This window comes from Micromonospora gifhornensis (assembly GCF_016863515.1).
Classification (GTDB): domain Bacteria; phylum Actinomycetota; class Actinomycetes; order Mycobacteriales; family Micromonosporaceae; genus Micromonospora; species Micromonospora gifhornensis.
This window is the reverse complement of record NZ_BOPA01000001.1, coordinates 36,057-62,015: the sequence shown is the minus strand read 5'-3', so window position 1 is coordinate 62,015 and position 25,959 is coordinate 36,057. Positions and strand designations below refer to the sequence as shown.

Here is a 25,959-nt window from a genome sequence, read left to right as displayed (position 1 = left end):
GCGTTAGCGTGCTCGGCATGGCTGCACACCCGACCACTCCCCCTCGACCTGCTCGGCGTACCCCGGTCCGTCGGGTCGGCACGGCGATCGCCGCGGCGATCGCCCTGACCGTCCTGGCCGGCTGCAACAACCTCTCCTTCCGTCGGCTCGACTTCGACACCACCGAGGAAGCCAAGATCAGCAGCATCCGCCTGCTGCCGGGTGCCGGTGACGTGGTGGTCCGCGCCGACGGCGAACCGGACCGGATCCGCATCAAGCGGGTGGTCCGCTACCAGGGTGACGAGCCGGGCATCACGTACGAGATCAAGGGCACCGAACTGGTGCTGGACACCTCGTGCGGACGCCGGTGCAGCGTCTCCTACGAGGTGGTCGCGGGCGAGGGGGTCCGGGTCGAGGGCAGGACCGGTTCGGGCAACATCGACCTGAGCTGGGTGGGACAGGTCGAGGTGACTGTCGGTTCGGGCGACGTCCGGGTGGTCGGTGCCGCCGGCCCGGTCCGGGTGGAGAGCGGCTCCGGCGAGATCGAGGTGTACGACCTGACGTCCACCGTGGTGCTGCGGACCGGCTCCGGAGACATCACCGCCACCCGGCTGCGCGGGGAGGTGGACGCACAGGCCTCGTCGGGCAACGTGACGGTCGAGCTGGACGTGCCCGCCTCGGCCCGCGCGCACGCGTCGAGCGGCAACGTCGAGCTGCGGGTACCCGCCGGCAGCTACCAGATCCGGTCCGAGGCCGGTTCCGGTTCGGTCGACGTGAGCGTACCGAACGACCCGGCCGCCGCTCTGGTGCTCGACGTGCGGACGGGCAGCGGCGACATCTCCCTCATGACCCGGTGATGTCCCGGCCCCGCCGACCCGACACGGCGTCCTCCCGAGGCTCGGCCGACCGGTCACGCTGACCCGGTACGGCCATCTCGCCGGGCTCGGCGGCCCGATCGGGCGCGACACCGCGGCGGGGTTCCGCGTGCCCGCGGGCGGCCGGCACGGCGTGGTGGCGTCCGCCGGGGATCAACTCGGGCGGGCGCCCCGCCGCGACGTCCTCGACCCAGCCGACGAGTGCGGTGACCACCCCCACCAGCAGGAAGACCAGGATCACCCGGATCGCCAGGCCCAGCAGGTCCTGATGCGACCAGCCGAACACGTCCACCAGCGGGGTGAGCGCCACCACGAACGCCATGTGCCACAGGTAGACGGTCAACGCCCGGCGGTTCAGCACGGTGACCGCGCGACCGAAGACCGGGTTACGGTCCACCCAGTTCGCACTCGACGGGGCCCGGCCCAGCGCCACCAGGATGAACGCAGCTGACCAGAGGGCGTTGCCGAGCGGGTTGTCGTTCAGGTCGTAGCCGCGCGGCCCGGGGTGGGCCAGCAGCCAGGCACCGCCGGTCACCGCGAGGGCGAGCACGGTCGGCACCAGCACCCGGTTCGCCAGGCGGCGCAGCATCCCCGCCTGGTGGGCGAAGCCGAGCAGCCACGCACCGAAGTAGAGCCCGAACTCCCGCAGCACGCCGGGGGCGTTGGGGTAGATGCCCAACTCGATCGCCAACAGCAGGCAGTACGGGGCGAGCAGGGTGGGCAGTGGATAACGCCGGAACAGCCAGAGCGCGACCGGTGAGGCGAGCACGAACCACAGGTAGTCCCGCAGGTACCAGATCGGGCTCAGCGCCAACGCGCCCCAGTAGTTCGCCGGTGGATCGGCGACCGGGAAGAGCCAGAGCAGCACCTTCGGCGTCAGCGGCAACCCGGTCAGCAGCATCGCCGGTACGAAGATCGCGGCCACCACCCACAGCGACGGCAGCAGTCGACGCAGCCGACGGCCGACCGCGGTGGGGCCGGACCTGTGCAGCGAGGTCGCCATCAGCGACCCGGCCAGGGCGAACATCACCGACATCGCCGGGAACAGCAGGGTCAGCGACGCCCAACCGGTGACGTGGTAGACGACGACTCGCACGATGGCCAGGAAGCGCAGCAGGTCCAGGTATCGATTTCGCATCAGCCTGCATCTGTATCCGGGGGCATAGGTACGTCTCTCTACCCTCCGGGGTGGGCGGCGGAAACGCCCAGAGGCCCGGCCAGATAGTGAACCTTCCCATATGCCTGACCGGTACCGATCAGCCAGATGCGACGCGAGAAGTCCGGATTACCGGCGCTGTCAGAAGCCGAGTTTGCGCAGCTGCTTGGGGTCGCGTTGCCAGTCCTTGGCCACCCGCACATGCAGGTCGAGGTAGACCCGGGTGCCCAGCAGCTCCTCGATCTGCCGCCGGGCCGCGGTGCCCACCGCCTTGAGCCGGCTGCCCCGGTGCCCGATGACGATCGCCTTCTGGCTGGGCCGCTCGACGTACAGATCGGCGTAGATCTTCGTCAGCTGTCCCTCGGGGATCATCTCCTCGACCACCACCGCGATGGAGTGCGGCAGCTCGTCCCGGACACCCTCCAGGGCGGCCTCCCGGACCAGCTCCGCGACAAGCACCTGCTCCGGGTCGTCGGTGAGCATGTCGTCGGGATAGAGCTGCGGAGACTCGGGCAGGTACCGCGTCATCACCTCGACGAGCGTGTCCACCTGGTGGCCGGCGACCGCGCTGACCGGTACCACCTCGGCGAACTCGCCCAGCTCGCTGACGGCGAGCAGCTGCTCGGCCAGCCGCTTCTTGTCCACCAGGTCGGTCTTGGTGACCACCGCCAGCACTGTCGCCTTCAACTCGGCCAGCTCGCCGGTGATGAACCGGTCGCCACGGCCGATCGGCTCGTCGGCGGGGATGCACAGGCCGATCACGTCGACCTCGCTCCAGGTCTGCCGGACCAGGTCGTTGAGCCGCTCGCCGAGCAGGGTGCGCGGCCGGTGCAGACCCGGCGTGTCCACGAGCACGAGCTGCGAGTCCGGCCGGTGCAGCACCGCCCGGATGATGTGCCGGGTGGTCTGCGGCTTGTTCGAGGTGATGGCGATCTTCTGCCCGACGATCGCGTTGGTGAGCGTGGACTTGCCGGCGTTGGGTCGACCGACGAAGCAGGCGAAGCCCGCCCGGTAGGCGCGCGGCGTCGGCTCGGCGCTCACTCGGTCACCGTGCCGAGCACCGTGCCGTCCGGCGCGGCCACGTGCACCGGCGCATCGGCGGCCAGGTCGCGGACGGCCGCGTACCCCGCACCGTCGAGAGTGGATGCCTCGGTGACCACGGCAGCGGCCTCCAACCGGGTGGCGCCGGCCGCCGCCGCCGAGGCGACCGCCAACTGCAACGCGGTGATCGTCAACGAGGGCAGCGACACGCTGGCCGCCGCGTACGTCCGACCGTCCTGGTCGCGGACCGCGGCGCCCTCCACGGCACCCACCCGACCCCGGGCTCCCCGGGCCAGGATGACCAGCTTGCCGTCCTCGGCGCTGAGCTCGGAGCCGGCGGGTACGGCGGCTGGTACGGCAGGTGACTCAGGCATCGGCGGGTTGCCTCTCCTCTGATCGATCGGTGTCGCCCCGGGAGGCGGTCGGCCCACCGCCCGGGTTGTCCTGGGTGTCGGTCGGCTCGACCCGGCGCACCAGCACCGTGTCGATCCGGTTGCGTCGGCCGGTGGTGCCCTCGGCGAGCAGCTGCAGCCCGGCCACCTCGACCTCCGCTCCGGGGATCGGCACCCGGCCGAGGCACTGGGCGAGCAGGCCGCCGACGGTTTCCACCTCGTCGTGCGGCAACTCGGTGTCGAACAGTTCGCCGAGATCCTCGACCGGCAGTCGGGCGGTGACCCGCACCGCGCCGTCGGGCAGTTGCTCGATCGGCGGACGCTCGACGTCGTACTCGTCGGTGATCTCGCCGACGATCTCCTCCAGGATGTCCTCGATGGTGACCAGCCCGCCGGTGCCGCCGTACTCGTCGACGACGATCACCAGATGGTTGCGGGCGGCCTGCATCTCCGACAGCAGGTCGTCGACGGGCTTGGAGTCCGGCACGAACGTGGCCGGGCGCATCAGCTCGGCCACCGGCAGCTGACGGTCCTCGGCGGCACCACCCTGGGTACGCCGGATGAGGTCCTTGAGGTAGAGCACACCGAGCACGTCGTCGACGCTCTCGCCGATCACCGGGATGCGGGAGAACCCGGAACGCAGGAACAGCGCCAACGCCTGCGCCAGCGTCTTGGTCGACTCGATCCACACCATCTCGGTACGCGGCACCATGACCTCGCGGGCGATGGTGTCACCGAGCGCGAAGACCGAGTGGATCATCTGCCGTTCGCCGTGTTCGACGACGCCCCGCTGCTCCGCGAGGTCGACAAGTTCCCGCAGCTCGACCTGGGTGGCGAAGGGTCCTTCCCGGAACCCGCGACCCGGCGTGACCGCGTTGCCGATCAGGATCAGCAGCGATGCGAGGGGGTTGAGTGCCCGGCCGAGCCAGCGCACCAGCGGCGCGGCGAACCGGGCCACCGCGTACGCGTGCTGTCGCCCGATGGTGCGCGGACCCACACCCACCGCGACGAAGCTGACCACGGTCATCGCCCCGGCGGTGACCAGCGCCGCCCGCCAGCCCGCACCGAAGGTGTCCACCGCGACCAGGGCCACAAGCGTGGTGGCGGTCAGCTCGGCAAGCAGCCGCAGCAGGAGCAGCAGGTTGAGGTGGCGGACCACGTCACCGGCGACCAGTTGCAGGGTGGGCGCGCCCCGCGCACCCTCCCGGGCCAGCTCGGCGGCCCGAGCCGGCGAGACCGCGGCCAGGGCGGCCTCGGTCATCGCGATGAGACCGCCGAGCACCACCAGCCCGGCGGCGAAGGCGAGTAGTTGCAGGTCGGGTAGGCCGGTGGCGGACGCGGCCAGCGAGGTATCCATCACTGGGTGCGGGTCGACCGCCAGCTCGACAACAACCGGGCCTGGAGCCCGAACATCTCCCGCTCCTCCTCCGGCTCCGCGTGGTCGTAGCCGAGCAGGTGCAGGACGCCGTGCACGGTGAGCAGGTGCAGCTCGTCGGCGGCGCTGTGACCCGCGGTGGCCGCCTGCTTCGCCGCCACCTCCGGGCAGAGCACGATGTCACCGAGCAGGGCCGGCTCTCCGCCGACGGCCGCGTTCTCGCCCGGCCCGTGGTCGATGCTGCCCTCGTCCATGGGGAAGGCGAGCACGTCGGTCGGGCCGTCGCCGCCCATCCAGCGATGGTTCAGCTCGGTCATGTAGCCGACGTCGACAAGCAGCACGGACAGCTCGGCGAGGGGGTTGACCCCCATCTCGTCGAGTGCGTGCCGGGCGACGGCCAGCACGGCGTCGGTGTCGACGGCGACACCCGACTCGTTGGCGATCTCGATGGACAACTGTCTTCCCTCGGTCTTAGCGGCGCCGACCGGCGCGGTTGCCCTGGGCGTTGCGCCCCGGCACCGCGTGCACGGCCTGCGCCTGCTGATTCTCCCGCTCGGCGTCCCAGCGGGCGTACGCGTCGACGATCTCACCCACCAGTCGGTGGCGTACCACGTCGGCGCTGGACAGCTGCGCGAAGTGCACGTCCTCGACGCCGGCCAGGATCTCCCGGACGACCCGAAGGCCGCTTGTCGTCCCACCGGGCAGGTCGACCTGGGTGACGTCACCGGTCACCACGATCTTCGAGCCGAAGCCGAGTCGGGTGAGGAACATCTTCATCTGCTCGGGCGTGGTGTTCTGCGCCTCGTCGAGAATGATGAACGCGTCATTCAACGTGCGGCCCCGCATGTACGCCAGCGGGGCGACCTCGATCGTGCCCGCCGCCATCAGCTTCGGGATCGTCTCCGGGTCGAGCATGTCGTGCAGCGCGTCGTAGAGCGGACGCAGGTACGGATCGATCTTCTCGTTGAGCGTGCCGGGCAGGAAGCCCAGCCGCTCCCCCGCCTCGACGGCGGGCCGGGTCAGGATGATCCGGTTGATCTGCTTGGCCTGCAACGCCTGGACCGCCTTGGCCATGGCGAGGTAGGTCTTGCCGGTACCGGCCGGGCCGATGCCGAAGACGATGGTGTGCGCGTCGATCGCGTCGACGTAGCGCTTCTGCCCGAGCGTCTTGGGCCGGATGGTGCGCCCGCGCCGGGAGAGGATGTTGAGGGTGAGCACCTCGGCGGGTCGTTCCGTGCCACCCTGTTCGAGCATGCCGACGGTACGCCGGACAGCATCTGTGGTCAGGGTCTCGCCTTTCTCGATGAGTTCGAGCAGCTCGCTGAAGATCCGCTCGGCGAGGGCATTGTCGGCGGGCGCGCCGGTGATGGTGATCTCGTTGCCCCGCACGTGCACGTCGCTGTTCACCGAGCGCTCGACCAGTCGCAGGATCTCGTCACCCGCGCCGAGCAGGTTCACCATGATCTTCGAGTCGGGGACGGTGATCCTGGTCTGCACCCGGGGTGGGCCGGGAGGTGGGGTGCCGGTCATAGGTCGGGCCGAAGGGCCCTGCGCCACCTGCTCTCGATCTCGGTGCCGGGCCTGGCGCCACGGCATGCTGACGTTACCTCCATCGTATCGGGTCGCCCGCGCGGACACGCTGCCCAATTCCGCTGGCACGACACAGGCGTACACGAGCGGACGAAACGCTACAAAAGGCGCGGCTGTCCGGGCGGGTCAGGCCCGGAAGTCGTACCCGTCGAAGGCCTCCTGGTGCCGGGTGAACCGGTATGTCGCCCAGTGCATCCGGACCACCACCCCGTCACCGTCGCGGGTCAGCCGGAGCAACTCGCCGACCTCCCGCCCGGCGACCGTACGGAACACGTCCGGCCGGTCCGGTTGCGGCGCGAAGACCGCCGGCGGCTTGCCCGGCGGATCGTCCGCGCCCCGGGCCTGGAGGGTCCCGTCCCGCCAACTGAACACGTACTGGAAGCCTTCGCCCCACCAGCGGCCGAGCAGCCCACGCAGCTGGGCGGGGGCCGGGTCGCCGGGTCGCCACGGAGTGATCTCGGCGGGGTCGTGCTCGACGGCGGCGGCGAGCAGCCGGTGCGGCAGCTCCAGCAGCTCCGCCGAGGTGCCCGAGGAGCCCAGCACGGCAGCCCCGAAGGCGGCAGGGGTGCCCTCGCCGCCCCGGCGGCCGTACGCCCCGGCCAGGAATCCGGGCATGGCGCCGTCGTGCCCGACGTGCACCACCCGGTCACCCTGCGGCACCAGGATCAGGCCGAGGCCGAACCCGGCGTTCCAGAGCGCCTCGTCGGTGACCGTGACCGGCCAGCGCATCTCTTCCAGGGTGGCCGGGCCGAGCACCCGGCCGGTCGCGTCCATCGCCGCCGGGTCGGCCAGGAAGGCCGCCCAACGGGCCATGTCGGTGGCCGTGCTCCAGAGCTGGGCGGCCGGGCCGACGGCACCGAAGTCGCTCGGCGGCTCCGGATGCGCCTCGTCGGAGTACGCGTCGACCAGGTAACCGGTGGCCGCCCGGGGGCCTGGCGAAACCGTGGTGCTGGTCAGTCCGAGCGGAGTCAGCACCCGCTCGGTAAGCACCTCGGCCCAGGTGCTTGCGCGTACCTGCCCGACCAGCCGGCCGAGCAGCGCCATGCCGAGGTTGGAGTAGTGGAACCGCCGGCCGGGCGGCAACACCCGCTCGGCCCGGTCCAGCTCGGCGACGAGCCGGTCGGCGTCGGGCACCCGCAGCGTGTCCCAGACGTCGCCGTACGGCTCGCGTTGCAGGCCCGCGGTGTGCGACAGCAACCGGCGTACGGTCAGCTCGCCGTGTGCCGGCAGGTCGAGGTGCCGGTCCAACCGATCGTCGAGGTCGAGCAGCCCGTCGTCGCGACACTGCATGACCAGTACGGCGGTGAAGGTCTTGGTCACCGACCCGATCCGGAACCGGGTCTGTTCGTCGAGCGCGGTGTCGTTGCCGGTGCCGCCGACCGTGCACGTCCACAGCGCCCGGTCGGCCCGGTGCACGGCGGCCGAGACCGCCGGCACCCGAGCCTGCGCCTGGACCCGCCGCACCAGCCGTTCGAGCTGCTGGGCGGCGGCGGTACGGCCGGCGGCCGAACTCACGCCACGCTCCGGGCCAACATCGGTCCGAGCGGCGCACCGCCCAGCACGTGCGCGTGCACGTGGAACACCTCCTGGCCGCCGTAGGGGCCGGTGTTGAACATCAGCCGGAAGCCGTCGCCGAGCAGCCCCTCGTCCTCGGCCACCGCGGCGGCCGTGGCGAGCACCTCACCGGCCAGCGCCGGGTCGCCCTGGCCGAGGGTGGCCACGTCGGCGTAGTGCTCCTTCGGGATGACCAGCACGTGCACCGGCGCCTTCGGGTCGATGTCGCGGAAGGCGAGCGTGGTGGGGGTCTCGCGGACCACCGTGGCCGGGATCTCCCCGGCGACGATCCGGCAGAACAGACAGTCAGTACTCACCCGGGCAGTGTAAGGAAGGGCCCCTGCTTAACGCCTCAGGTAGAGCAAGGGCCCCTTGTTAACACCACCGCGCAGGTACGGCAGGATGTCGCCCATGGCGGAACGGGCAGTGCTGGTCACGGGCGGTTCACGGGGCATCGGGCGGGCGGTGGTGCAGGCCTTCGCCGCCTCCGGCGACCGGGTGGCGATCCACCACCGCGACTCGGCCGACCTGGCCGAGCAGCTGCGGGCCGAACTGCCGGGCACCGGCCACACCGTGGTCCGCGCCGACCTCGCCGACCCCGACGCCGTACGGGCGATGGTGGACGAGGCCGCCGACCGCCTCGACGGGCTCGACGTACTTGTCAACAACGCCGGCGTGTTCGGGCCGGCCGACCCGCCGCACCCCGTCTTCGGCAGCAGCTACGAGCAGTGGCGGCAACGCTGGCGCGAGGTCTGCGACACCAACCTGTTCGGGGCGGCCAACGCCGCCTGGTGCGCCGCCCAGCACATGCGCACGCGAGGTGGGCGAATCGTCAACGTCTCCTCGCGCGGCGCGTTCCGCGGCGAGCCGACCAATCCGGCGTACGGCGCCAGCAAGGCCGGTCTCAACGCGATGGCCCAGTCGTTGGCGGTGGCCCTGGCACCGTACGGCATTGCGGTGGCCACGGTCGCGCCCGGCTTCGTCGAGACGGACATGACCAACGAGCACCTGAAGGCACCGCGCGGCGACGCCATCCGGGCGCAGAGCCCGTTCGACCGGGTGGCCCGGCCCGAGGAGATCGCCGCCGCCGTGCACTGGCTGGCCAGCCCCGAGGCGGAGTGGGCCTCCGGCACCATCATCGACCTCAACGGCGCCTCCTACCTGCGCACCTGACGCAGCAGGCCGACAGCGGGGTCTACCAGCGCAGGAGGCGGGTGGCGAGGACGGCCAGGGCGGCCACGCCGGCGGTGGAGGTACGCAGCACCGAGGGGCCGAGGCGGACCGGGTGCGCGCCGGCCTCCTCAAACGTTGCCAGCTCGGCCGGGGTGATGCCGCCCTCGGGGCCGACCACCAGCACGATCTCGCCCGCCTCGGGCAGCTCGACGGTGGTCAGCCGGTCGGTCGCCTCCTCGTGCAGGACGTAGCCGGCGGCGGCGCCGGAGATGCGTCGGGCCACCGATGCGGTGGACTCGTCCGGCGCGCCTGCCACCACGGGCAGCCACGCCCGGCGGGCCTGCTTCGCCGCCTCGCGGGCCGTGGCCACCCACTTGTCCCGGGCCCGTACGCCCCGGTCTCCGCGCCACTGCGCGACCGACCGGCCGGCCGCCCAGGGGACGATCTCGTCCACGCCCGCCTCGGTCATCGCCTGTACGGCCAGTTCACCCCGGTCGCCCTTGGCGATGCCCTGCACCACCACCAGCCGGGGGTTCGCCGCGTCGACGTACCCCCGGTCGGTGATCTCAAGGTCGAGGGTGCCCCGGCCGACGGCGCTGACCACGGCGGCGGCCGTGCCGCCCCGGCCGTCGCCGAGCAGCAGTTCCTCGCCGACCCGTAGCCGTTGCACGGTGGCGGCGTGGTGCCCTTCGGGGCCGTCGAGCACCATCGTGTCGGCGGCGGGCAGCGACTCGACCAGGAACAGCGGAGCGGACACGGGACGCCGGTCAGCCGTGACCGTTGAACGCGTCGCGCATCCGGGAGAAGAAGCCGCCCTGCTTGGTCAGCTCGGCGACCTCCTCGCCCCGGGTCTTGGCGAAGTCGCGCAGCATCCGCTCCTGGTCGGCGTCGAGCTTGGTCGGGGTACGCACGTCGAGGTGGACGTAGAGGTCACCACGACCGGTCCCACGCAGGTGGGGTACGCCCCGGGCCCGCAACCGCAACGTGCTGCCGGGCTGGGTGCCCGCCTTGACGTCGACCGGTTCCTCGCTGTCGAGCGTCTTGATGGTCAGCCGGGTGCCGAGCGCCGCGGCGGTCATCGGCACGGTGACCCGGCAGTGCAGGTCGTCGCCCTTGCGGGAGAAGACGTCGTGCGGCCGCTCGTGGATCTCGACGTAGAGGTCACCGGCGGTGCCACCACCCGGACCGACCTCGCCCTGCTGGGCCAGCCGGATCCGCATGCCGTCCTCGACCCCGGCCGGGATCTTGACGGTCAGCGACCGGCGGGTCCGCACCCGCCCGTCACCGGCGCAGGTCGGGCAGGGGTGCGGGATGGTGGTGCCGTAGCCCTGGCAGACGGTGCACGGCCGGGCGGAGACCACCTGACCGAGGAAGGTGCGCTGCACCGACTGCACCTCGCCCCGGCCACCGCACGCCTCGCAGGTCGCCAGGTGGGTGCCGGCGGCGGTGCCCGCACCGGAGCAGGTGGTGCAGAGCACTGCGGTGTCCACGGTGATCGGCGCTTCCACCCCGAAGGCGGTCTCCTGCAGGTCCAGTTCCAGCCGCAGGATCGCGTCGGCACCCGGTCGGGTACGCGGTCGCGGTCCCCGGCCGGCGCCGGTGGCCCCGCCGAAGAAGGCGTCCATGATGTCCTGGAAGCCGACGAACGGCCCGGCGCCGCCGGGCCCGCCCGGGCCACCGGCACCGCCACCGCCCGGGGCCAACGGGTCGCCGCCGAGGTCGACGATCTGTCGTTTCCGATCGTCCGAGAGGACCTCGTACGCGGCGTTGATGTCCTTGAACTTCTCCTGTGCCTCCGGATCCGGATTGACGTCCGGGTGGAATTGCCGCGCGAGCTTGCGGTACGCGCGCTTGATCTCGTCATCGGAGGCGCCCCGGCTGACGCCGAGAATGCCGTAGTAGTCCCTGGCCACTGCGTTCCGTGTCCTCGTGTTCGTCTCGCGTTACGCCGGTCGGCGGCGGCAGCCCACCGTCGGCCCTGACTGATCAGTTCTGGGCCAGCAGCTCGCCCACGTAGCGTGCCACGGCCCTCACCGTGGCGATGGTCCCGGGGTAGTCCATCCGGGTCGGCCCCAGCACGCCCATCCCCCCGACGATCGTCGCGCCCGGGCCGTAGCCGGTGCTGACCACGGAGGCCGCCCGCAGGTTGTCGATCTCGTTCTCGTCACCGATGCGTACCCGTAGCGTGCTCGGCTCCACCTCGCCGATGAGTTTGAGCAGCACGACCTCCTCCTCGAGGGCTTCGAGGATCGGCCGCAGGGAACCCTGGAAGTCCAGTAGACCGCCGCGGGCGAGGTTGGCGGTGCCGGCCAGCGCGATCCGCTCCTCGTGCCGCTCGACAAGTGTCTCCAGCAACACGGTGGACAGGGTGGTCATGGCACCACGCAGATGCGGAACGCACTCGTCGATGAGGGCCTGCACCAGCGGTGGGGTCTCCGACAACTGGATGCCGACCAGCTTCTCGTTGACCGTCCGACGCAGGTCCAGCACGTCGTCGGCGTGGATCGGGGCGGGCAGTTCGACCAGCCGCTGCTCGACCCGCCCGGTGTCGGCTATCACGACGAGCATCAGTCGGGTGGTGGAGATCGGCACCAGCTCCAGATGCCGTACGCGGGACCGGGCCAGGCTCGGGTACTGCACCACGGCGACCTGCCGGGTCAGCTGCGCCAACAGCCGGACGGTGCGGTGCACCACGTCGTCGAGGTCGACCGCGCCGGCCAGGAACCGCTCGATCGCCCGGCGTTCGGCCGGGCTGAGCGGCTTGACCCGGCTCAACCGGTCGACGAACAGCCGGTAGCCGCGGTCGGTGGGCACTCGACCGGCGCTGGTGTGCGGCTGCCGGATGTAGCCCTCTTCCTCCAGCACGGCCATGTCGTTCCTGACGGTGGCCGGCGAGACACCGAGCTGGTGCCGCTCGACCAGGGCCTTGCTGCCGACCGGCTCCTGGGTGGCGACGTAGTCCTCGACAATCGCCCGCAGTACGGCGAGCTTGCGGTCGTCGAGACCCATCTCCCACCTCCTGTCGCAGGTCAGTGTCGAGCGTCACCCACCGTCGGCGGGCGCCCTGGCACTCGACTGTAGCGAGTGCCAGTCTACGTCGAGGCTCCCGGCAGCGCGATGATCAAGAAAACGGAGTTGTCCGCAGTCCGATCGGGGACTTGACACTCGCCGGTGTCGCTATGGTGCGCCATTGCCGCTGGCACCTACCGTGAGCCCATGACTGAACCACCTCGTCCCCCGAGTTTCGGCGACGATCCCACGGCTCCCGTTTCCGGATCGTCTGGCCAGGGCGGCTATCCCCCGCCCGGCGGCTACCCGCCGCCCGGTGACCAGCCCCCGCCGGCCGGCTACCCGCCGCCGGGTGGTTATCCGCCGCCGGGTGGATATCCGCCGCCCGGCGGTTACCCGCCCCCCGGTGTCGGCTACCCGACCGGCGGCTACGGCGCGCCCGGCGGCGGCTACGGCAACAACGAAGACAAGACCTGGGCCCTGATCGCCCACTTCGGCGGCCCGCTCGGCGTGGTCGTCGGTGGTGGCCTGCTCGGCTGGGTCGCGCCGCTGATCGCGAACATGACCCGCGGGCAGCAGTCCCCGGTCGTCCGGGCGCACGCCGTCGCGGCCCTGAACTTCCAGCTCACCTGGGCGGTCGTCGGGCTGCTGAGCTGGGTGCTCACCGCGATCACCTGCGGCATCCTCTTCTTCGTCCCGATGCTGGTCTGGATCGTGCCGGTGATCTTCGGCATCATCGGCGGCGTCAAGGCCAATGAGGGCACCCTCTACCGGTACCCGATGAGCTACTCCTTCGTGAAGGCCTGATCCCTGAGCCCGTCATCAGGGCAGCAGGTCACGCACCACGGCGTCGGCGAGCAGCCGGCCGCGCAGGGTCAACACCGCGCGGCCGGCCGCGTGGGCGGGAGCGGCCAGCAGGCCGTCGGTCACCGCCCGCGCCGCCGCCGCGCGACCGGCGTCGTCGAGCACGTCCAGCGGCAGTCCGTCGGCCAGCCGCAGCCGGAGCATGACCTCCTCCATCCGGGCCTCGTCGGCGGTCAGCACCTCCCGCGCCAGTCCGGGTGACCGGCCGGCGGCCAGGCGTTGGGCGTACGCCGTGGGGTGTTTGACGTTCCACCAGCGCACCCCACCGACGTGGCTGTGCGCCCCCGGCCCGAGGCCCCACCAGTCGCCGCCGGTCCAGTAGAGCAGGTTGTGCCGGCACCGGCCCGATGGCGTACGGGCCCAGTTGGACACCTCGTACCAGGAGAAGCCGGCCGCGTCGAGGGCGGCCTCGGCGGCCAGGTAACGGTCCGCGGCGACGTCGTCGTCCGGGTACGGCAGTTCACCGCGACGCATCCGGGCGGCCAGTCGGGTGCCGTCCTCGACGATCAGGGCGTACGCGCTGACGTGGTCGGCGCCCGCCGCCACGACCTGGTCCAGCGAGGCGGCGAAGTCCTCCGGCCGCTCCCCCGGCGTCCCGTAGATCAGATCCAGGTTGACGTGGTCGAACCCGGCGTCCCGGGCCTCCAGCGCGGCGGCCGTGGCCCGACCGGCGCTGTGTCGACGGTCGAGCACGGCGAGCACCCCGGGGGCGACCGACTGCATGCCCAGCGAGATCCGGGTGTAGCCGGCGGCCCGCAGCTCCTTGAGGGAGGCAGGGGTGACCGACTCGGGGTTGGCCTCGGTGGTCACCTCGGCGTCGGCGGCCAGTCCCCAGGTGCGGTCGATGGCGTCGAGGATGCGGGCCAGGTCGTCGGCGGGCAGCAGGGTGGGGGTTCCACCGCCGACGAAGACGGTCTCCACCCGGCGGGGCGGACGGTCGCCCAGCACCCGCGCGGCGAGGGCCAGCTCGGCCAGCACGGTGTCGGCGTAGCCGTCCCGGCTCGCGCCGCCGCCCAGCTCCTGCGCCGTGTAGGTGTTGAAGTCGCAGTAGCCGCAGCGGCTGGCGCAGAAGGGCACGTGCACGTACACGCCGAAGCCCTGGTCACCGACGCTCGCTCGGGCGGATGCGGGCAACGACCCGTCGGTCGGGACGGGTTCGCCTGCTGGAAGGACGCCGGGCATGGCCACTAGTGTGCCCTCCCATGACCTCTCCCGACGCGCTGGTACGGGTCACCACGGCCCGCGGGGTGAGCACCCTCACCCTGGACAGCCCACACAACCGCAACGCCCTCTCCACGCCGTTGATGACCCAACTGCTGGCCGGGCTGGACGCCGCGGTCGCCGACGACACGGTCCGGGTGATCGTGCTGGACCACACCGGCTCGGTCTTCTGTTCCGGGGCGGACCTGAAGGAGACGGCGGCGGCGTACGCCAGCGGGACGGTGCCCGCCGGGATGCTGGGTGACGTGCTCGCGGCGGTCCGGCAGTGCCCGAAGCCGGTGCTGGCCCGGGTCGCCGGCCCGGCCCGAGCCGGTGGTCTGGGCCTGATCGCGGCGGCCGACCTGGCGATCTGCGCCGCCGAGGCCACCTTCGCCTTCACCGAGGTACGCATCGGGGTGATCCCGGCGGTGATCTCGGCGACCGTGCTGCCCCGGCTGCATCCCCGGGCGGCGGCCGAGCTGTACCTGACCGGCGACACCTTCGACGGCCGGCGGGCGGCGCAGATCGGTCTGGTCACCGCCGCGGTGCCGACCGACGAGTTGGACGCCGCGGTGCAGCGCTACCTCGACTCGCTGGTGCGGGGCGCTCCGTCGGCGCTGGCCGGGGCGAAGGAACTGCTGCGCCGCCCACCCGCCACCGACCTGCGCGCCGAACTTGCGGAGCTGGGCACCCTGTCCACCCGCTACTTCCTGTCCGGCGACGGCATCGAGGGGGTCACCGCGTTCCGGGAGAAGCGTCCGCCGCGCTGGGTCGCCGAACTCGACAGGTGAGGATCGGCCGCCATCGGGGAACTTCCGTCCCGACGCGGATCGCGCGCTCGCGGTGGAACTGGACGGACGACCCAGGTCGGGCGCTGAGGGACGTACGCTTTCGGCGGACGTCGTACGGGAGGTGTGGGTGCGAACTCGGGTGGTCGTGGGCGGTTTCCTGGTCGTCGTGCTGGTCGCCGTGATCGGCATCGTGCTCGGCATGCGGCAGGTGGGAGAGCGACTACGGCTGCCCTTGGCCAGCCGGGCCTGCACCGTGCAGGCCGACGGGAAGGTGACCCTGGACGCTCATCAGATGGCCAACGCGGCGACCATCGCGGCCATCGGCATCCAGCACGAGCTTCCCGACCGGGCCGTGGTGGTGGCGCTCGCCACCGCCTACCAGGAGTCCGGGCTGCGCAACCTGGCCGGCGGGGACCGCGACTCGGTAGGCCTGTTCCAGCAGCGGCCGAGCCAGGGTTGGGGCAGTCCCGAGGAGATCCGTGACCCCCGGTACGCGGCCGACCGGTTCTACGCCGCGCTGAAGAAGGTGCGCGGCTGGCAGGACATGCGGGTCACCGACGCGGCGCAGAAGGTGCAGCGGTCCGCCTTCCCGGAGGCGTACGAGAAGTGGGCCGACGAGTCGGAGGTGCTCACCCGCGCGCTGCTCGGCCACGCCACGGGTGCGGTGGTCTGCACCTTCGGCGACGATCCGGCGATGCGGGGCGAGGCTGCCGCCACCGCGCTGACCCAGGGTCTCAACCTCGACTGGGGGTTGACCGGCTCGGCGACCACGGCGCATCTGACCGGGCTCACGGTCACGGCGGCGAACCAACTCGATGGCTGGCGGTACGCGCACTGGCTGGTCGCCCACGCCAACGATCACGGAGTGAAGCGGGTGCGCTTCGGCGACCTGGAGTGGACCAACCGGGGTGGTTCGTGGAGCCGGGTCGGTGACGGTTCGCGGGAGCATGCCGAGGTCGTCGCCGAGGTCTTCGCGGACGCCTGACAGACCCCGATCTCCTTACCCGCAGTAACCGCAAAAACCGGCATTCCGCCATTAATGGCCCGGCATCGCCACTCTGAGTGACTAGCGGTAGTCGCTCAGCTGCGCTGCGTCGTCATCATCGCAGGGATCGATGCGGGCGGTCCGACAGCCGGTGCGATCGCGCGTTACGATCGGCCACCTGTGCCAGAAATGGTTTCACCTCTTGGGGAGGGTACGACGTGGCTTTCGACTACGGCGACCGCACCGGCTATGAACCGATCAGTGACGTCGACCGCAAGGAGTTCCACGAGCAGGGATTTCTCCTGCTGCGCAACGTCCTGACCGAGGACCACCGGGCCGCCCTCGAAGCCGCGGTCGACCGGGTGTACGCCGAGGAGAAGGCCAAGGGCAAGACCACCAAGGACGGCACCCTGCACCTGCTGGGCTTCCTTGAGCGCGACGAGCTCTTCGGCGACCTGCTCACCCACCCGATCGCCTTCCCGTACATGTGGGGCCTGGCCGGGTGGAACATCTACAGCCACCACAACCACCTCGACGTGACTCCTCCGGCGCTGGAGCCGGAGAAGCCGTACTGGGGGTGGCACCAGGACGGGTACCGGCAGAACTCCGACCCGGAGACGATGGACCCGAACCTGCCCCGGCCGATGTTCTCGCTGAAGGTCGCCTACGTGCTCTCCGACCTGTCGGAGACCGGCCGCGGCGCCACCAAGGTCATCCCGGGCAGCCACCTGTGGAACTCGCTGCCGCGTCCGGCGGACACCACGGTGCACAACCCGGACCCGGAGGGCACCGTCGAGATCACCGCCAACCCGGGCGACGCCTTCATCTTCGACCGCCGCCAGTGGCACTCGCGGTCGACGAACCTGTCGAACATCACCCGCAAGATGCTCTTCGTCGGCTACACCTACCGGTGGATCCGTCCCCTCGACGAGCTGCACATCGACAAGAACGGCGAGTGGTGGAACAACCGCACGCCGGTGCAGCGCCAGCTCTGCGGTGAGGGCACCCACACCGCGAACTACTGGGGCATCAACTGGGACGGCTACATCGACGACGAGATCCCGCTGCGCAAGGAACTCAAGCAGCGCGGCCTGCTCAACCGCAACATCCCCTGGCTCCGCTGAGCATGCAAGGAAGGGCACCTTATTAACGCCTCGCGTACTAAAAGGGTGCCCTTCTTAACACCCGGCAGCACCTCGCGGCACCCACCGCCGCACCGGTGCTGATGAGAGCAAGATGCGCACGAGAAAGGCACCCGACCACTCAGGTCGGGTGCCTTTCTTTGTGATCAGCGGTTACCGGTGGGTGACGCCCCGGCGACTGCGGCCGACCCCGGCGACCAGCGCGACCGCGATGGCGGCCAGCAGCACCTGGAGCATCAGCTCCCGCCAGTCGATGCCGGCGGTCTCGGCGAAGCCGGAGGCGCGGGCGATCACGGTACCGAGCAGCGCGGCACCGACACCGATGAGCATGTGCAGCCAGATCGGCATGGGCTGACGGCCCGGCACCACCAGGCGGCCCAGTGCGCCGACGATCAGACCGACGATCAGCGCGGTGATGATGCCCCAGACGGTGAGCTCCATGGTCGCTCTCCTTCACAAAAGACGATCCACATTTGTGGTTTTCCTGTCGTGACCGCCTAATGCCCGACCCGCGAAGAACTCAAACCGACCTATGCCGGTCGACAGTCCACCGGTCTCACCGCCCTGCCCGTACCCGTGGGTCAACACGGTTTCGCCGCAATGGCGGTCACCGGATTGCCTGGTGACTGCCATTGCGGCGAAACGACTACCGCACCCGAGGGGGGCTACTTCTTGCCGGTGGGCTTCCCGTCCCCGGAGTCGGAGGAGAGCGCGGCGATGAAGGCCTCCTGCGGGACCTCCACCCGGCCCACCATCTTCATCCGCTTCTTGCCTTCCTTCTGCTTCTCCAGCAGCTTGCGCTTGCGGCTGATGTCACCGCCGTAGCACTTGGCGAGCACGTCCTTGCGGATCGCCCGGATGGTCTCCCGGGCGATGACCCGGCTGCCGATGGCGGCCTGGATCGGCACCTCGAACTGCTGGCGCGGGATCAGGTTGCGCAGCTTCGCGGCGATCGTGGTGCCGTAGGCGTACGCCTTGTCCTTGTGCACGATGGCGCTGAACGCGTCCACCGGCTCGCCGTGCAGCAGGATGTCGACCTTCACCAGGTCGGACGCCTGCTCGTCGGTGGGCTCGTAGTCCAGCGAGGCGTAGCCCTTGGTGCGGCTCTTGAGCTGGTCGAAGAAGTCGAAGATGATCTCCGCCAGCGGCAGCGTGTAGCGCAGCTCCACCCGGTCGGCGGAGAGGTACTCCATGCCGAGCAGGCTGCCCCGACGGCTCTGGCACAGCTCCATCACCGCACCGACGTAGTCGTTCGGGGTCAGCACACTGGCCCGCACCGTCGGCTCGTACACCTCGGCGATCTTGCCCGTGGGGTACTCGCTCGGGTTGGTGACCACGACCTCCTGGCCGTCCTCGGAGATGGCCCGGTAGACCACGTTCGGCGCGGTGGAGATCAGATCCAGGTTGAACTCCCGCTCCAGCCGCTCGCCGATGATCTCCAGGTGCAACAGGCCGAGAAAGCCGCAGCGGAACCCGAAGCCGAGCGCACCGGAGGTCTCCGGCTCGTAGGTCAGCGCGGCGTCGTTGAGCTTGAGCTTGTCCAGTGCGTCGCGCAGGGCCGGGTAGTCCGAGCCGTCGATCGGGTAGAGGCCCGAGTAGACCATCGGCTTCGGGTCCTTGTAGCCGCCGAGCGGCTCGGCCGCCGGGCGCCCGTTGATGGTGACCGTGTCACCGACCCGGGACTGGCGGACGTCCTTCACACCGGTGATCAGGTAGCCGACCTCGCCGACGCCGAGCGCCTCGGACTTCACCATCTCCGGCGAGATGACGCCGATCTCCAGCAACTCGTGCACCGCGCCGGTGGACATCATCTTGATCCGGTCGCGGGCGCTGATCCGCCCGTCGATCACCCGGACGTAGGTGACCACGCCCCGGTAGACGTCGTACACCGAGTCGAAGATCATCGCGCGGGCCGGCGCGTCGGCGTCACCGACCGGCGGGACGAACTGCCGGACGATCTCGTCGAGCAGGTGCGGCACACCCTCACCGGTCTTGCCGGAGACCTTGATGCAGTCCGCCGGGTCACCGCCGATCAGGTGGGCCAGTTCCTCGGCGTACTTCTCCGGCTGGGCGGCCGGCAAGTCGATCTTGTTGAGCACCGGGATGATGTGCAGGTCGTTCTCAAGGGCGAGATACAGGTTGGCCAGGGTCTGCGCCTCGATGCCCTGGGCGGCGTCGACAAGCAGGATCGCGCCCTCGCAGGCGGCCAGCGAGCGGGACACCTCGTAGGTGAAGTCGACGTGCCCCGGGGTGTCGATCATGTTGAGCACGGCCTGCTCGCCGGCCCGCTCACCATCGCGGATGGTCCACGGCATCCGTACGGCCTGGCTCTTGATCGTGATGCCGCGCTCGCGCTCGATGTCCATCCGGTCGAGGTACTGCGCACGCATCTGCCGAGGGTCGACCACGCCGGTGAGCTGCAACATCCGGTCGGCCAGGGTCGACTTCCCATGGTCGATGTGAGCGATGATGCAGAAGTTCCTGATCCGCGCCGGGTCGGTGGCACCAGGAGCGTTCGCGCCGGTATCGAGCGTCGGTGGCACAGCGGTCCGTTCTGGTCGGCTGACGTGAGCAGGCCGGCTCGTGCCGGCCCCCTCTATGCTCCCACGTCCCCGCCGAGCGTCGGCCGGGCGTCCGTCACTCCTGTGGCGGCTCCACGAACAGGGCCGCGAGCTTGGGCAACCGACGCCGGGCCTCGTCGGCGTCGTCGAAGTCCCAGAAGTCGTTCAGGTCGGGCACCGGCGGCGATTCGCGGTCGGTGGGGAGTTCGGTCGCGGTCGCCTTGCGGTACGCGTCCCACGGCACCGCCAGCATGTCCTCGCACTCGAACTCCTCGCCGCTGAGCGAGGCGGACCGCACCCGCGGCAGGTCGGCCAGCGAGTCCGGCTCGGCCACCGCGCGGGCGAAGACCTCCCGGCCCTGTGCCATCAACCAGCCCCGGAAATACTCGAAGCCGTCGTCGGAGGCACCGCCGTTGATCAGGTACGCCGCACCCCAGAGGTCGACCCGGTAGGAGGCGGTGAGGACGCGCTGTTGGTGGCGGGCGTACCCGATGATCTCCTCGGGGTCGCGGGCCGCGAGCAGCGCGACCGCCCGAGCGGCGATGGCGTCCGGCTCTCCCCCACCGGACCGGGCGCTGTCGATCAACTGCCAGAACTCGTCGGTCCTCATGGCCTGGCAGTCTGGCAGACGCCGCCACCACCACCGCACGGCGCGCGGACGCCACGCGCGGTTGCCGGCCACCCTTGCGTGGTCGCTCCCCGGCCGCGCCGGCCGGCCGCGCCGCGCCCCTCGGTAGCCGGGCCGCGCGGTGGCGCTGCCACCGGGGCAGCATGGTGGGGTGAGCAACCCGTCTGCGTCACCCGTGTCGTACCACGCCACCGCCCAGCGGCCCGGCTGGGCGGCCCTGCCGGCGGCGGTCCGGGCCGCGTTGTCGGCACGCCTCGGCGCGCCGGTGGTCCAGGCCCGGGTCGCCACCGCCGGGTTCACCCGGGGTTTCGCCGCGGTGCTGCGCACCGCCGACGGCGGCAGCGCGTTCGTCAAGGCCGCGGCCCGCGCCGAGCAGCCACACCTGGTCGACTGGTACGCCCGGGAGGCCGCCATCCTCACCCGGCTACCCGCCGGGCTGCCCGTTCCACGACTGCGCTGGACGCTGTGGGAGGCGGGCTGGTACGCGCTCTGCCTCGACCCGGTCGACGGGCACACACCCCGACTGCCGTGGGACCCGACGGAGTTGGACGCCACCCTCGCCGGGTTCGTCGACATCGCCGCCGCGCTCGCCGAGCCGCCGACCGAACTCGCCGACCTCGGGCTGCCCCGCCTCGCCGACCTGGCCCGCGAGGACATCCTCTGGTGGGGCGAGGTGGCCGCCGGCCGGGAAGCGGCACCACCGCTACCCGCACCGGTGGCGGGCCGGCTGGCCGAACTGGTCGCGCTGGAGTCGAAACTGCCCGGGTACGCCGCCGAGGCGACCGGCCTGACCCACGGTGACCTGCGGGTGGACAACGTCCTGATCGGTGCCGACGCGACCGCCTGGTTCTGCGACTGGACCTGGCTGTGTCACGGACCGGCCTGGTTCGACCTGGCCGGGCTGTTGATCACCGGGTACGCCGGCGGGCTGGACGTCGACACCCGTTTCGCCGCCCACCCGGCCGCCGCCGACGCGCCGGCCGACGCCCTGGACGTGACCCTGGCTGCCCTGGCCGGCTACCACCTGACAGCCGCCGCCTCTCCCCCACCGACCGCGTCGGCCCAGCTACCCGCCCACCAGCGGTGGACCGGCGAGCAGGCGCTGGCCTGGCTGGCCCGCCGCCAGGCGTGGACCTGACTGGTCGGGTGCCGTTTTGGCTCGTCCGAGCCGACCTGGTAACCTGGCTCTTCGCGCAGCGATGACGCATGCTCGTCGCGCGCACAAGCTGACCAACCCGAGCTATCAAGACGAGGCTGTCGCGTGGCGAACATCAAGTCCCAGATCAAGCGCAACCGGCAGAACGAGAAGCGCCGGCTGCGTAACAAGTCGGTCAAGTCGTCGCTGAAGACCGCCATCCGCAAGTTCCACGAGGCTGCGGAGGCCGGTGACGCCGAGAAGGCCACCGCGCTGATGCAGGACGCCTCCCGGAAGCTGGACAAGGCGGCCAGCAAGGGCGTCATCCACGCCAACCAGGCGGCGAACCGCAAGTCGGCGATCGCCAAGCGCGTGGCGTCGCTCGCCTCCTGAGCCAGCGACCGCTGACCTGACGTAAGCCCCGGGGCACTGCCCTGGGGCTTACTCTCGTCATCCACCCGCTCCGGTTATCCACCCGCTCTCGTCGTCCACCCGTCGACTGGCCGGGCTTACTCTCGCCTGCCTGCTGACCGGCCGGACGCTGCGTCGGTGCCGTCGGCGGGTTTGACGCTGTCCGCCGGCCCGACCCGGACCACCACACCGGGCACGCTGTGCGGCAGCCAGTCGACCTGGGCCCGCCCCACGACCGGTTCCACCTGCCGCCGGAACCGGTCGCGTTCTTGCTCGGGCACGGCGGCCGCCGAACGGACCACCATCGCGACCACCAGGTCGTTGAGCTTGACCATGACGGCCACCGCCGTCGGCAGCACCACGATCGCCCACCACTTGACCAGTTCGGCGAGGACGAGCAGGGTCGCCAACGCGATCGCACCCTCGAAGAACAGGAAGCAGAGCACCCCACCCGGATTGACGAAACGCAGCCTCAGCGCCCGGGCGTAGAACGGGCGGTACCGCTGCTCGTCCGCCGGGATCGTGGCCCACGAGCCACGGGAGGCTCCGCTCATCTGTTGCCGTCCCGCCGCGCGGCGGCCACTGAGAAGACGGCCCGTTCCAGCGCGTACGCCCGGTCGTCCGAGCCGCCCTTGACCGCCGCGTTGCACTCGGCCGCCGCCTGCATCGCCTGGACCAGCCCCTCGGGCGTCCAACCACGTGCCTGCCGCTGGGCCCGTTCGACCTTCCACGGCGGCATGCCCAGGCTGCTCGCCAACTGATAGGGGCTGCCCCTCCCGGCGGAGGCGACCCGGGCGACGGTGCGGATCCCGTCGGCGAGCGCATCGGCGATCGGCACCGGGTCCACCCCGACGTGCAGGGCCCACCGCAGTGCCTCCAGCGCACCCGGCAGGTCACCGACCATGGTGGCGTCGGCCACGGTGAAGCCACTCACCTCCACCCGGCCCCGGTAGTAACGGGCCACGGTGTCGGCGCCGATCCGACCGTCGGTGTCGGCGATCAGCTGTGCGCAGGCCGCGGCGAGCTCCCGCAGGTCGTTGCCGACCGCGGCGATCAACGCCTCGGCGGCGTCGTCGGTGCACCGCCCACCGGCCCGACGGAACTCGTCCCGGACGAAGGCCACCCGGTCACGGTGCCCCTTCAGCTTGGCCGCCGGCATGACGTGGGCACCGGCCGCCTTCAGCCCGTCGGCGAACGCCTTGCCCTTGGCCGCACCGAGATGCTGCACGATCAGCTGCACGTCCGGGTCGGGATTCTTCGCGTACGCCAGCAGGGCCGCGACCAGATCCTTGCGGGCGTCCTGACCGGAACGCAGCACCAGCACCCGGCGACCACCGAACAGCGACGGGCTGAGCATCTCGTCGATCTCGCCGACACTGAGCTGACCAGCCTGGTATTCGCGGACGTCGACGTCCGGGTCGGCGGCCCGCGCGGTGGCGACGGTTTCGGCCACCGCACGCGTGGCGAGCAGCTCCTCGTCACCGAGGACGAGCACAATAGGAGCGGCACTGGCGGCGGTCACGCCGCCCATATTCGCACGCTCAGCGGCCCGGTCCAGTCCGGTCGGCCGCACCGCACGGGCGGACCCCGCACACAGCGCAAATCCAGACATATATCTAATTTGCCGCTAATCTCCATAAATTGGGGTCTATTCCCTGGTCGATGATGAACCTGCTTCACGGGGTGGACCGACTCAGGTCGACACCGCCCAGCACCACGGCCAGCCCGGACGCGGCGAGCACCACCGCCACGTCCCCGTCGATGTCGGTACGCAACACCCGCGCTCCGCCTCGGGACAACCGGGCCAGCACCGCGTCGCTCGGATGCCCGTAGGTGTTGCCCGCACCCACCGGCACCAGCGCGACCGCCGGTGCGATCGCGTCCAGGAAGGCTGCGTCCTGGAACGCGCTGCCGTGGTGAGCAACCTTCAGCACGTCGGCCCGCAGCCGGTGTACGGGCAACCGTTCCCGCAGTGCCTGCTGCTCCTCGGTCTCGGCGTCGCCGGTGAGCATGATCCGCACCCCGGCCACCGTGGCGAGCAGCATCAGCGAGTTGTTGTTCGGATCCGACCGGGTTCCCCGCATCGGGTAGGGCGGGCCGACGACGAGCAGGTCGACCGCGCCAGCCTGGTACCGCCACCCGGCCGCCACCGGCACCACCGGGGTGCCGTGGGTGGCGGCGGTGTCGTGGACCTGGTTTCGCCCGGTTGCCGGCTCAGGCCACTGCGGAGTCGACACCAGGTCGACCCGCCGCCCCCGGAACACCCCCGCCACACCAGCGGTGTGGTCGGCGTGGAAGTGGCTGACCACAAGCAACGGCACCCGGCGCACGTCGAGCCGGCGTAGACAGGCGTCCGCCGCCCCCGGATCCGGGCCGGTGTCGATGACGACCGCCCGCCCGGGCGCCACCGGCAACACCACCGTGTCACCCTGACCGACGGCGCAGACCGCGATGACCCAACCCTTCGGCGGCCAGCCCGGCGCGATCACCCGCACCGGCACGGTGCCGAGCATCACCGCGACCGTGCCCACCGCGACCAGGCGGCGCACCACCGGCCGCCGGGCGGCGACCAACAGGGCCACGGTCAGCCCCGCCAGCAGCAACGCCCCGGTCACTCCGCCCGGCCAGGGCAGGTTCCCCATCGGCATGCGTGCGCCGTACCGGGCGACCAGCACCAACCACCACGCCGGCCAGTGCGCCAGCCAGGCCGCGATCTCGGCACCGAACGGCCAGACCGGCGACACCGTCGCGGCCACCACACCGAGCACGGTGGCCGGGGCGATCGCCGGCACCACGAGCAGGTTCGCCGGCACCGCGACCAGGCTGACGGTGCCCGACAGGCCGGCGATCACCGGCGAACAGGCCAACTGCGCGGCAGCCGGCACCGCCAGCGCCTCGGCCGCCCCCGGAGGTACGCCCCGCCGCCGCAGCCCGTCGCGCCACCGTGGCGCGAGCAGCAACAGACCGCCGGTGGCCATCACCGACAACGCGAAGCCGGGGTCCCCGGCCAGATCCGGGTCGACAAGCACCAACACCGCCACGGCGGCGGCCAGCGCCGGTACCGCTGCTCGGGGGCGGCCGGCGGCCAGCGCGGCGAGCCCGATCGCACCCATGGTGGCCGCCCGGACCACGCTCGGCGAGGGACGCACCAGGATCACGAAGCCCACGAGTGCCAGCCCGCAGAGCACGGCGGCCAGGGTGGGGCCGGCCCGCGCCCAGCGGGCCACCAGCAACACCGCCCCGGCGATGATCGCGACATTGGAACCGGATACCGCATTGAGATGCGTCATTCCGGTGGCGCGGAAGTCCTCCTCGACCGCGTCGGGCAGCCGGCTCGTGTCGCCGACCACCAGCCCGGGCAGCAGGCCACCGGGCTCGTCCGGCAACGGCGCACACGCCTGCTGCAGACCGGCACGCAGCCGACCGGCGACCCGCTGCAGCGCCGAGGGTGTCCCGAGCCGGTCGGGCGGGCCGGCGGCCAGCAGCACGGCGGCGGTCAGATCACCACCGCGCGGTTCGGTCAACCGCCCCTCGGCGGTGAGCCGTTGCCCGGGCAGCAGGTGCCGCCAGGCCGGATCGTCGGTGAGCACCAGCACGCGGGCCGGTACGGCCACCCGCTGCCCCTCCGGGCCGGTGACGTTCACCAGTTTGGCCCGTACCAGCAGGGTGGGCGGGCGGCCCACGATGCCGCCGCGTACCGGCCGTGGATCGTCCCGGACGACCAGTTCGGCGGTGACCTGGGCCCGGTCGTCGACAAGTGCGCGGATCGGCTCGGCGTCGCGTACGGCCAGCCGGGCCGAGGTCGCGGCACCACCGCAGACGACGCCGATCAGTACCGACACCACGATCCAGCCGTATCGGCGTGCGACCGTGCCGGGACGGCCGGCCACCCCGATCAGGTGCAGTGCCACCAGCACGGCCAGACCGGCCGCGACGGCGGCCACCAGCAACGCCCGCCCGGCGTCGACGTGCAGCCCGACCAGGGCGGTCAGCCAGGCTGCCACGGCCAGCCCAGCCAGCCGGAGATCGGGGATCTGGGCACCGTCCAGGCCGACGATCGCCCCGGCCGCTCCGAAGGTGCCGTCGCCCGAGCGCCTC

General features: G+C 71.4%; 26 protein-coding genes. 8 read left to right on the top strand and 18 right to left on the bottom strand.

The annotated features are described in order from the left end of the window. The first annotated feature begins 17 nt into the window (after window positions 1-17). The gene (locus Vgi01_RS00280) at window positions 18-836 is read left to right on the top strand and encodes a DUF4097 family beta strand repeat-containing protein (protein WP_239088734.1); all 819 of its coding nucleotides are present in this window, start codon (window positions 18-20) and stop codon (window positions 834-836) included. Here Vgi01_RS00280 and Vgi01_RS00275 read toward each other — a convergent pair. The 8 genes from Vgi01_RS00275 to Vgi01_RS00240 form a co-directional block, all read right to left on the bottom strand. Further along, complete coding sequence (locus Vgi01_RS00275; protein WP_204289782.1) at window positions 823-1,992, bottom strand: acyltransferase family protein; 1,170 nt, start codon at window positions 1,990-1,992, stop codon at window positions 823-825. The genes Vgi01_RS00280 and Vgi01_RS00275 overlap by 14 nt on opposite strands. Before the next feature lie 159 nt (window positions 1,993-2,151). Continuing rightward, window positions 2,152-3,051, bottom strand: a complete 900-nt coding sequence (gene era, locus Vgi01_RS00270) for a GTPase Era (RefSeq protein ID WP_204289781.1) — start codon at window positions 3,049-3,051, stop codon at window positions 2,152-2,154. After that, a complete protein-coding gene (locus Vgi01_RS00265; RefSeq protein ID WP_102659185.1) occupies window positions 3,048-3,425 on the bottom strand; it encodes a cytidine deaminase-like protein in 378 nt (125 codons plus the stop codon). The genes era and Vgi01_RS00265 overlap by 4 nt, the downstream gene beginning before the upstream one ends. Further along, window positions 3,418-4,824, bottom strand: coding sequence for a hemolysin family protein (locus Vgi01_RS00260; protein WP_199180261.1), 1,407 nt, complete (start codon window positions 4,822-4,824; stop codon window positions 3,418-3,420). Before Vgi01_RS00260 ends, Vgi01_RS00265 begins: the two co-directional genes overlap by 8 nt. Beyond that, on the bottom strand, window positions 4,800-5,273 hold the full coding sequence (gene ybeY / locus Vgi01_RS00255; protein ID WP_102659187.1) for an rRNA maturation RNase YbeY: 474 nt from the start codon (window positions 5,271-5,273) through the stop codon (window positions 4,800-4,802). The genes Vgi01_RS00260 and ybeY overlap by 25 nt, the downstream gene beginning before the upstream one ends. A 16-nt stretch (window positions 5,274-5,289) precedes the next feature. After that, a complete protein-coding gene (locus tag Vgi01_RS00250; RefSeq protein WP_102659188.1) occupies window positions 5,290-6,348 on the bottom strand; it encodes a PhoH family protein in 1,059 nt (352 codons plus the stop codon). Between the two features lie 186 nt (window positions 6,349-6,534). Next, on the bottom strand, window positions 6,535-7,923 hold the full coding sequence (locus tag Vgi01_RS00245; protein ID WP_204289780.1) for a serine hydrolase domain-containing protein: 1,389 nt from the start codon (window positions 7,921-7,923) through the stop codon (window positions 6,535-6,537). Further along, window positions 7,920-8,279 (bottom strand): histidine triad nucleotide-binding protein, encoded by a 360-nt coding sequence (locus tag Vgi01_RS00240; RefSeq protein ID WP_102659190.1) that lies wholly within the window; start codon window positions 8,277-8,279, stop codon window positions 7,920-7,922. Before Vgi01_RS00240 ends, Vgi01_RS00245 begins: the two co-directional genes overlap by 4 nt. A gap of 94 nt (window positions 8,280-8,373) precedes the next feature. On the opposite strand from Vgi01_RS00240, the gene Vgi01_RS00235 reads away from it, so the two are divergent. Beyond that, a complete protein-coding gene (locus Vgi01_RS00235; protein ID WP_204289779.1) occupies window positions 8,374-9,135 on the top strand; it encodes an SDR family NAD(P)-dependent oxidoreductase in 762 nt (253 codons plus the stop codon). Window positions 9,136-9,157: 22 nt separating this feature from the next. On the opposite strand, the gene Vgi01_RS00230 is transcribed toward Vgi01_RS00235, so the two are convergent. The 3 genes from Vgi01_RS00230 to hrcA form a co-directional block, all read right to left on the bottom strand. After that, window positions 9,158-9,892, bottom strand: a complete 735-nt coding sequence (locus Vgi01_RS00230) for a 16S rRNA (uracil(1498)-N(3))-methyltransferase (RefSeq protein ID WP_102659192.1) — start codon at window positions 9,890-9,892, stop codon at window positions 9,158-9,160. A gap of 10 nt (window positions 9,893-9,902) precedes the next feature. Beyond that, the gene (dnaJ, locus tag Vgi01_RS00225) at window positions 9,903-11,048 is read right to left on the bottom strand and encodes a molecular chaperone DnaJ (protein ID WP_102659193.1); all 1,146 of its coding nucleotides are present in this window, start codon (window positions 11,046-11,048) and stop codon (window positions 9,903-9,905) included. Window positions 11,049-11,121: 73 nt separating this feature from the next. Further along, window positions 11,122-12,144, bottom strand: a complete 1,023-nt coding sequence (hrcA, locus tag Vgi01_RS00220) for a heat-inducible transcriptional repressor HrcA (RefSeq protein ID WP_102659194.1) — start codon at window positions 12,142-12,144, stop codon at window positions 11,122-11,124. A 207-nt stretch (window positions 12,145-12,351) separates the two neighbouring features. Here hrcA and Vgi01_RS00215 point away from each other — a divergent pair, with 207 nt between their 5' ends. Then, window positions 12,352-12,951, top strand: a complete 600-nt coding sequence (locus Vgi01_RS00215; protein WP_204289778.1) for a DUF4870 domain-containing protein — start codon at window positions 12,352-12,354, stop codon at window positions 12,949-12,951. 15 nt (window positions 12,952-12,966) lie between these two features. On the opposite strand, the gene hemW is transcribed toward Vgi01_RS00215, so the two are convergent. Beyond that, window positions 12,967-14,190 (bottom strand): radical SAM family heme chaperone HemW, encoded by a 1,224-nt coding sequence (hemW, locus tag Vgi01_RS00210; protein ID WP_204289777.1) that lies wholly within the window; start codon window positions 14,188-14,190, stop codon window positions 12,967-12,969. A gap of 20 nt (window positions 14,191-14,210) precedes the next feature. On the opposite strand from hemW, the gene Vgi01_RS00205 reads away from it, so the two are divergent. The 3 genes from Vgi01_RS00205 (at window position 14,211) to Vgi01_RS00195 (ending at window position 17,108) form a co-directional block, all read left to right on the top strand. Beyond that, a complete protein-coding gene (locus Vgi01_RS00205; protein ID WP_204289776.1) occupies window positions 14,211-14,999 on the top strand; it encodes an enoyl-CoA hydratase-related protein in 789 nt (262 codons plus the stop codon). 121 nt (window positions 15,000-15,120) lie between these two features. Continuing rightward, window positions 15,121-15,984, top strand: a complete 864-nt coding sequence (locus tag Vgi01_RS00200) for a hypothetical protein (RefSeq protein WP_043721689.1) — start codon at window positions 15,121-15,123, stop codon at window positions 15,982-15,984. Between the two features lie 218 nt (window positions 15,985-16,202). Next, window positions 16,203-17,108: a phytanoyl-CoA dioxygenase family protein gene (locus Vgi01_RS00195; protein ID WP_204289775.1), complete on the top strand. Its 906-nt coding sequence runs from the start codon at window positions 16,203-16,205 to the stop codon at window positions 17,106-17,108. 171 nt (window positions 17,109-17,279) lie between these two features. Here the strand turns inward: Vgi01_RS00195 and Vgi01_RS00190 are convergent, their stop codons facing one another. From Vgi01_RS00190 to Vgi01_RS00180, 3 genes are all read right to left on the bottom strand, one after another. Beyond that, window positions 17,280-17,567 (bottom strand): GlsB/YeaQ/YmgE family stress response membrane protein, encoded by a 288-nt coding sequence (locus tag Vgi01_RS00190; protein WP_013735401.1) that lies wholly within the window; start codon window positions 17,565-17,567, stop codon window positions 17,280-17,282. A 224-nt stretch (window positions 17,568-17,791) separates the two neighbouring features. After that, a complete protein-coding gene (lepA, locus tag Vgi01_RS00185; RefSeq protein WP_204289774.1) occupies window positions 17,792-19,669 on the bottom strand; it encodes a translation elongation factor 4 in 1,878 nt (625 codons plus the stop codon). Window positions 19,670-19,763: 94 nt separating this feature from the next. Beyond that, window positions 19,764-20,297: a DUF4240 domain-containing protein gene (locus Vgi01_RS00180; protein ID WP_102659219.1), complete on the bottom strand. Its 534-nt coding sequence runs from the start codon at window positions 20,295-20,297 to the stop codon at window positions 19,764-19,766. A gap of 169 nt (window positions 20,298-20,466) precedes the next feature. On the opposite strand from Vgi01_RS00180, the gene Vgi01_RS00175 reads away from it, so the two are divergent. Together Vgi01_RS00175 and rpsT are read left to right on the top strand one after the other, a co-directional pair. After that, window positions 20,467-21,453, top strand: a complete 987-nt coding sequence (locus Vgi01_RS00175; RefSeq protein WP_239088733.1) for a phosphotransferase family protein — start codon at window positions 20,467-20,469, stop codon at window positions 21,451-21,453. A gap of 123 nt (window positions 21,454-21,576) precedes the next feature. Further along, window positions 21,577-21,843: a 30S ribosomal protein S20 gene (gene rpsT / locus Vgi01_RS00170; RefSeq protein ID WP_102659200.1), complete on the top strand. Its 267-nt coding sequence runs from the start codon at window positions 21,577-21,579 to the stop codon at window positions 21,841-21,843. Window positions 21,844-21,959: 116 nt separating this feature from the next. Here rpsT and Vgi01_RS00165 read toward each other — a convergent pair whose 3' ends face one another. The 3 genes from Vgi01_RS00165 to Vgi01_RS00155 form a co-directional block, all read right to left on the bottom strand. Further along, on the bottom strand, window positions 21,960-22,415 hold the full coding sequence (locus tag Vgi01_RS00165) for a hypothetical protein (protein WP_204289773.1): 456 nt from the start codon (window positions 22,413-22,415) through the stop codon (window positions 21,960-21,962). Continuing rightward, complete coding sequence (gene holA, locus Vgi01_RS00160; RefSeq protein WP_204289772.1) at window positions 22,412-23,392, bottom strand: DNA polymerase III subunit delta; 981 nt, start codon at window positions 23,390-23,392, stop codon at window positions 22,412-22,414. The genes Vgi01_RS00165 and holA overlap by 4 nt, the downstream gene beginning before the upstream one ends. 145 nt (window positions 23,393-23,537) lie before the next feature. After that, a complete protein-coding gene (locus tag Vgi01_RS00155) occupies window positions 23,538-25,919 on the bottom strand; it encodes a ComEC/Rec2 family competence protein (protein ID WP_373306826.1) in 2,382 nt (793 codons plus the stop codon). Window positions 25,920-25,959: the final 40 nt, after the last annotated feature.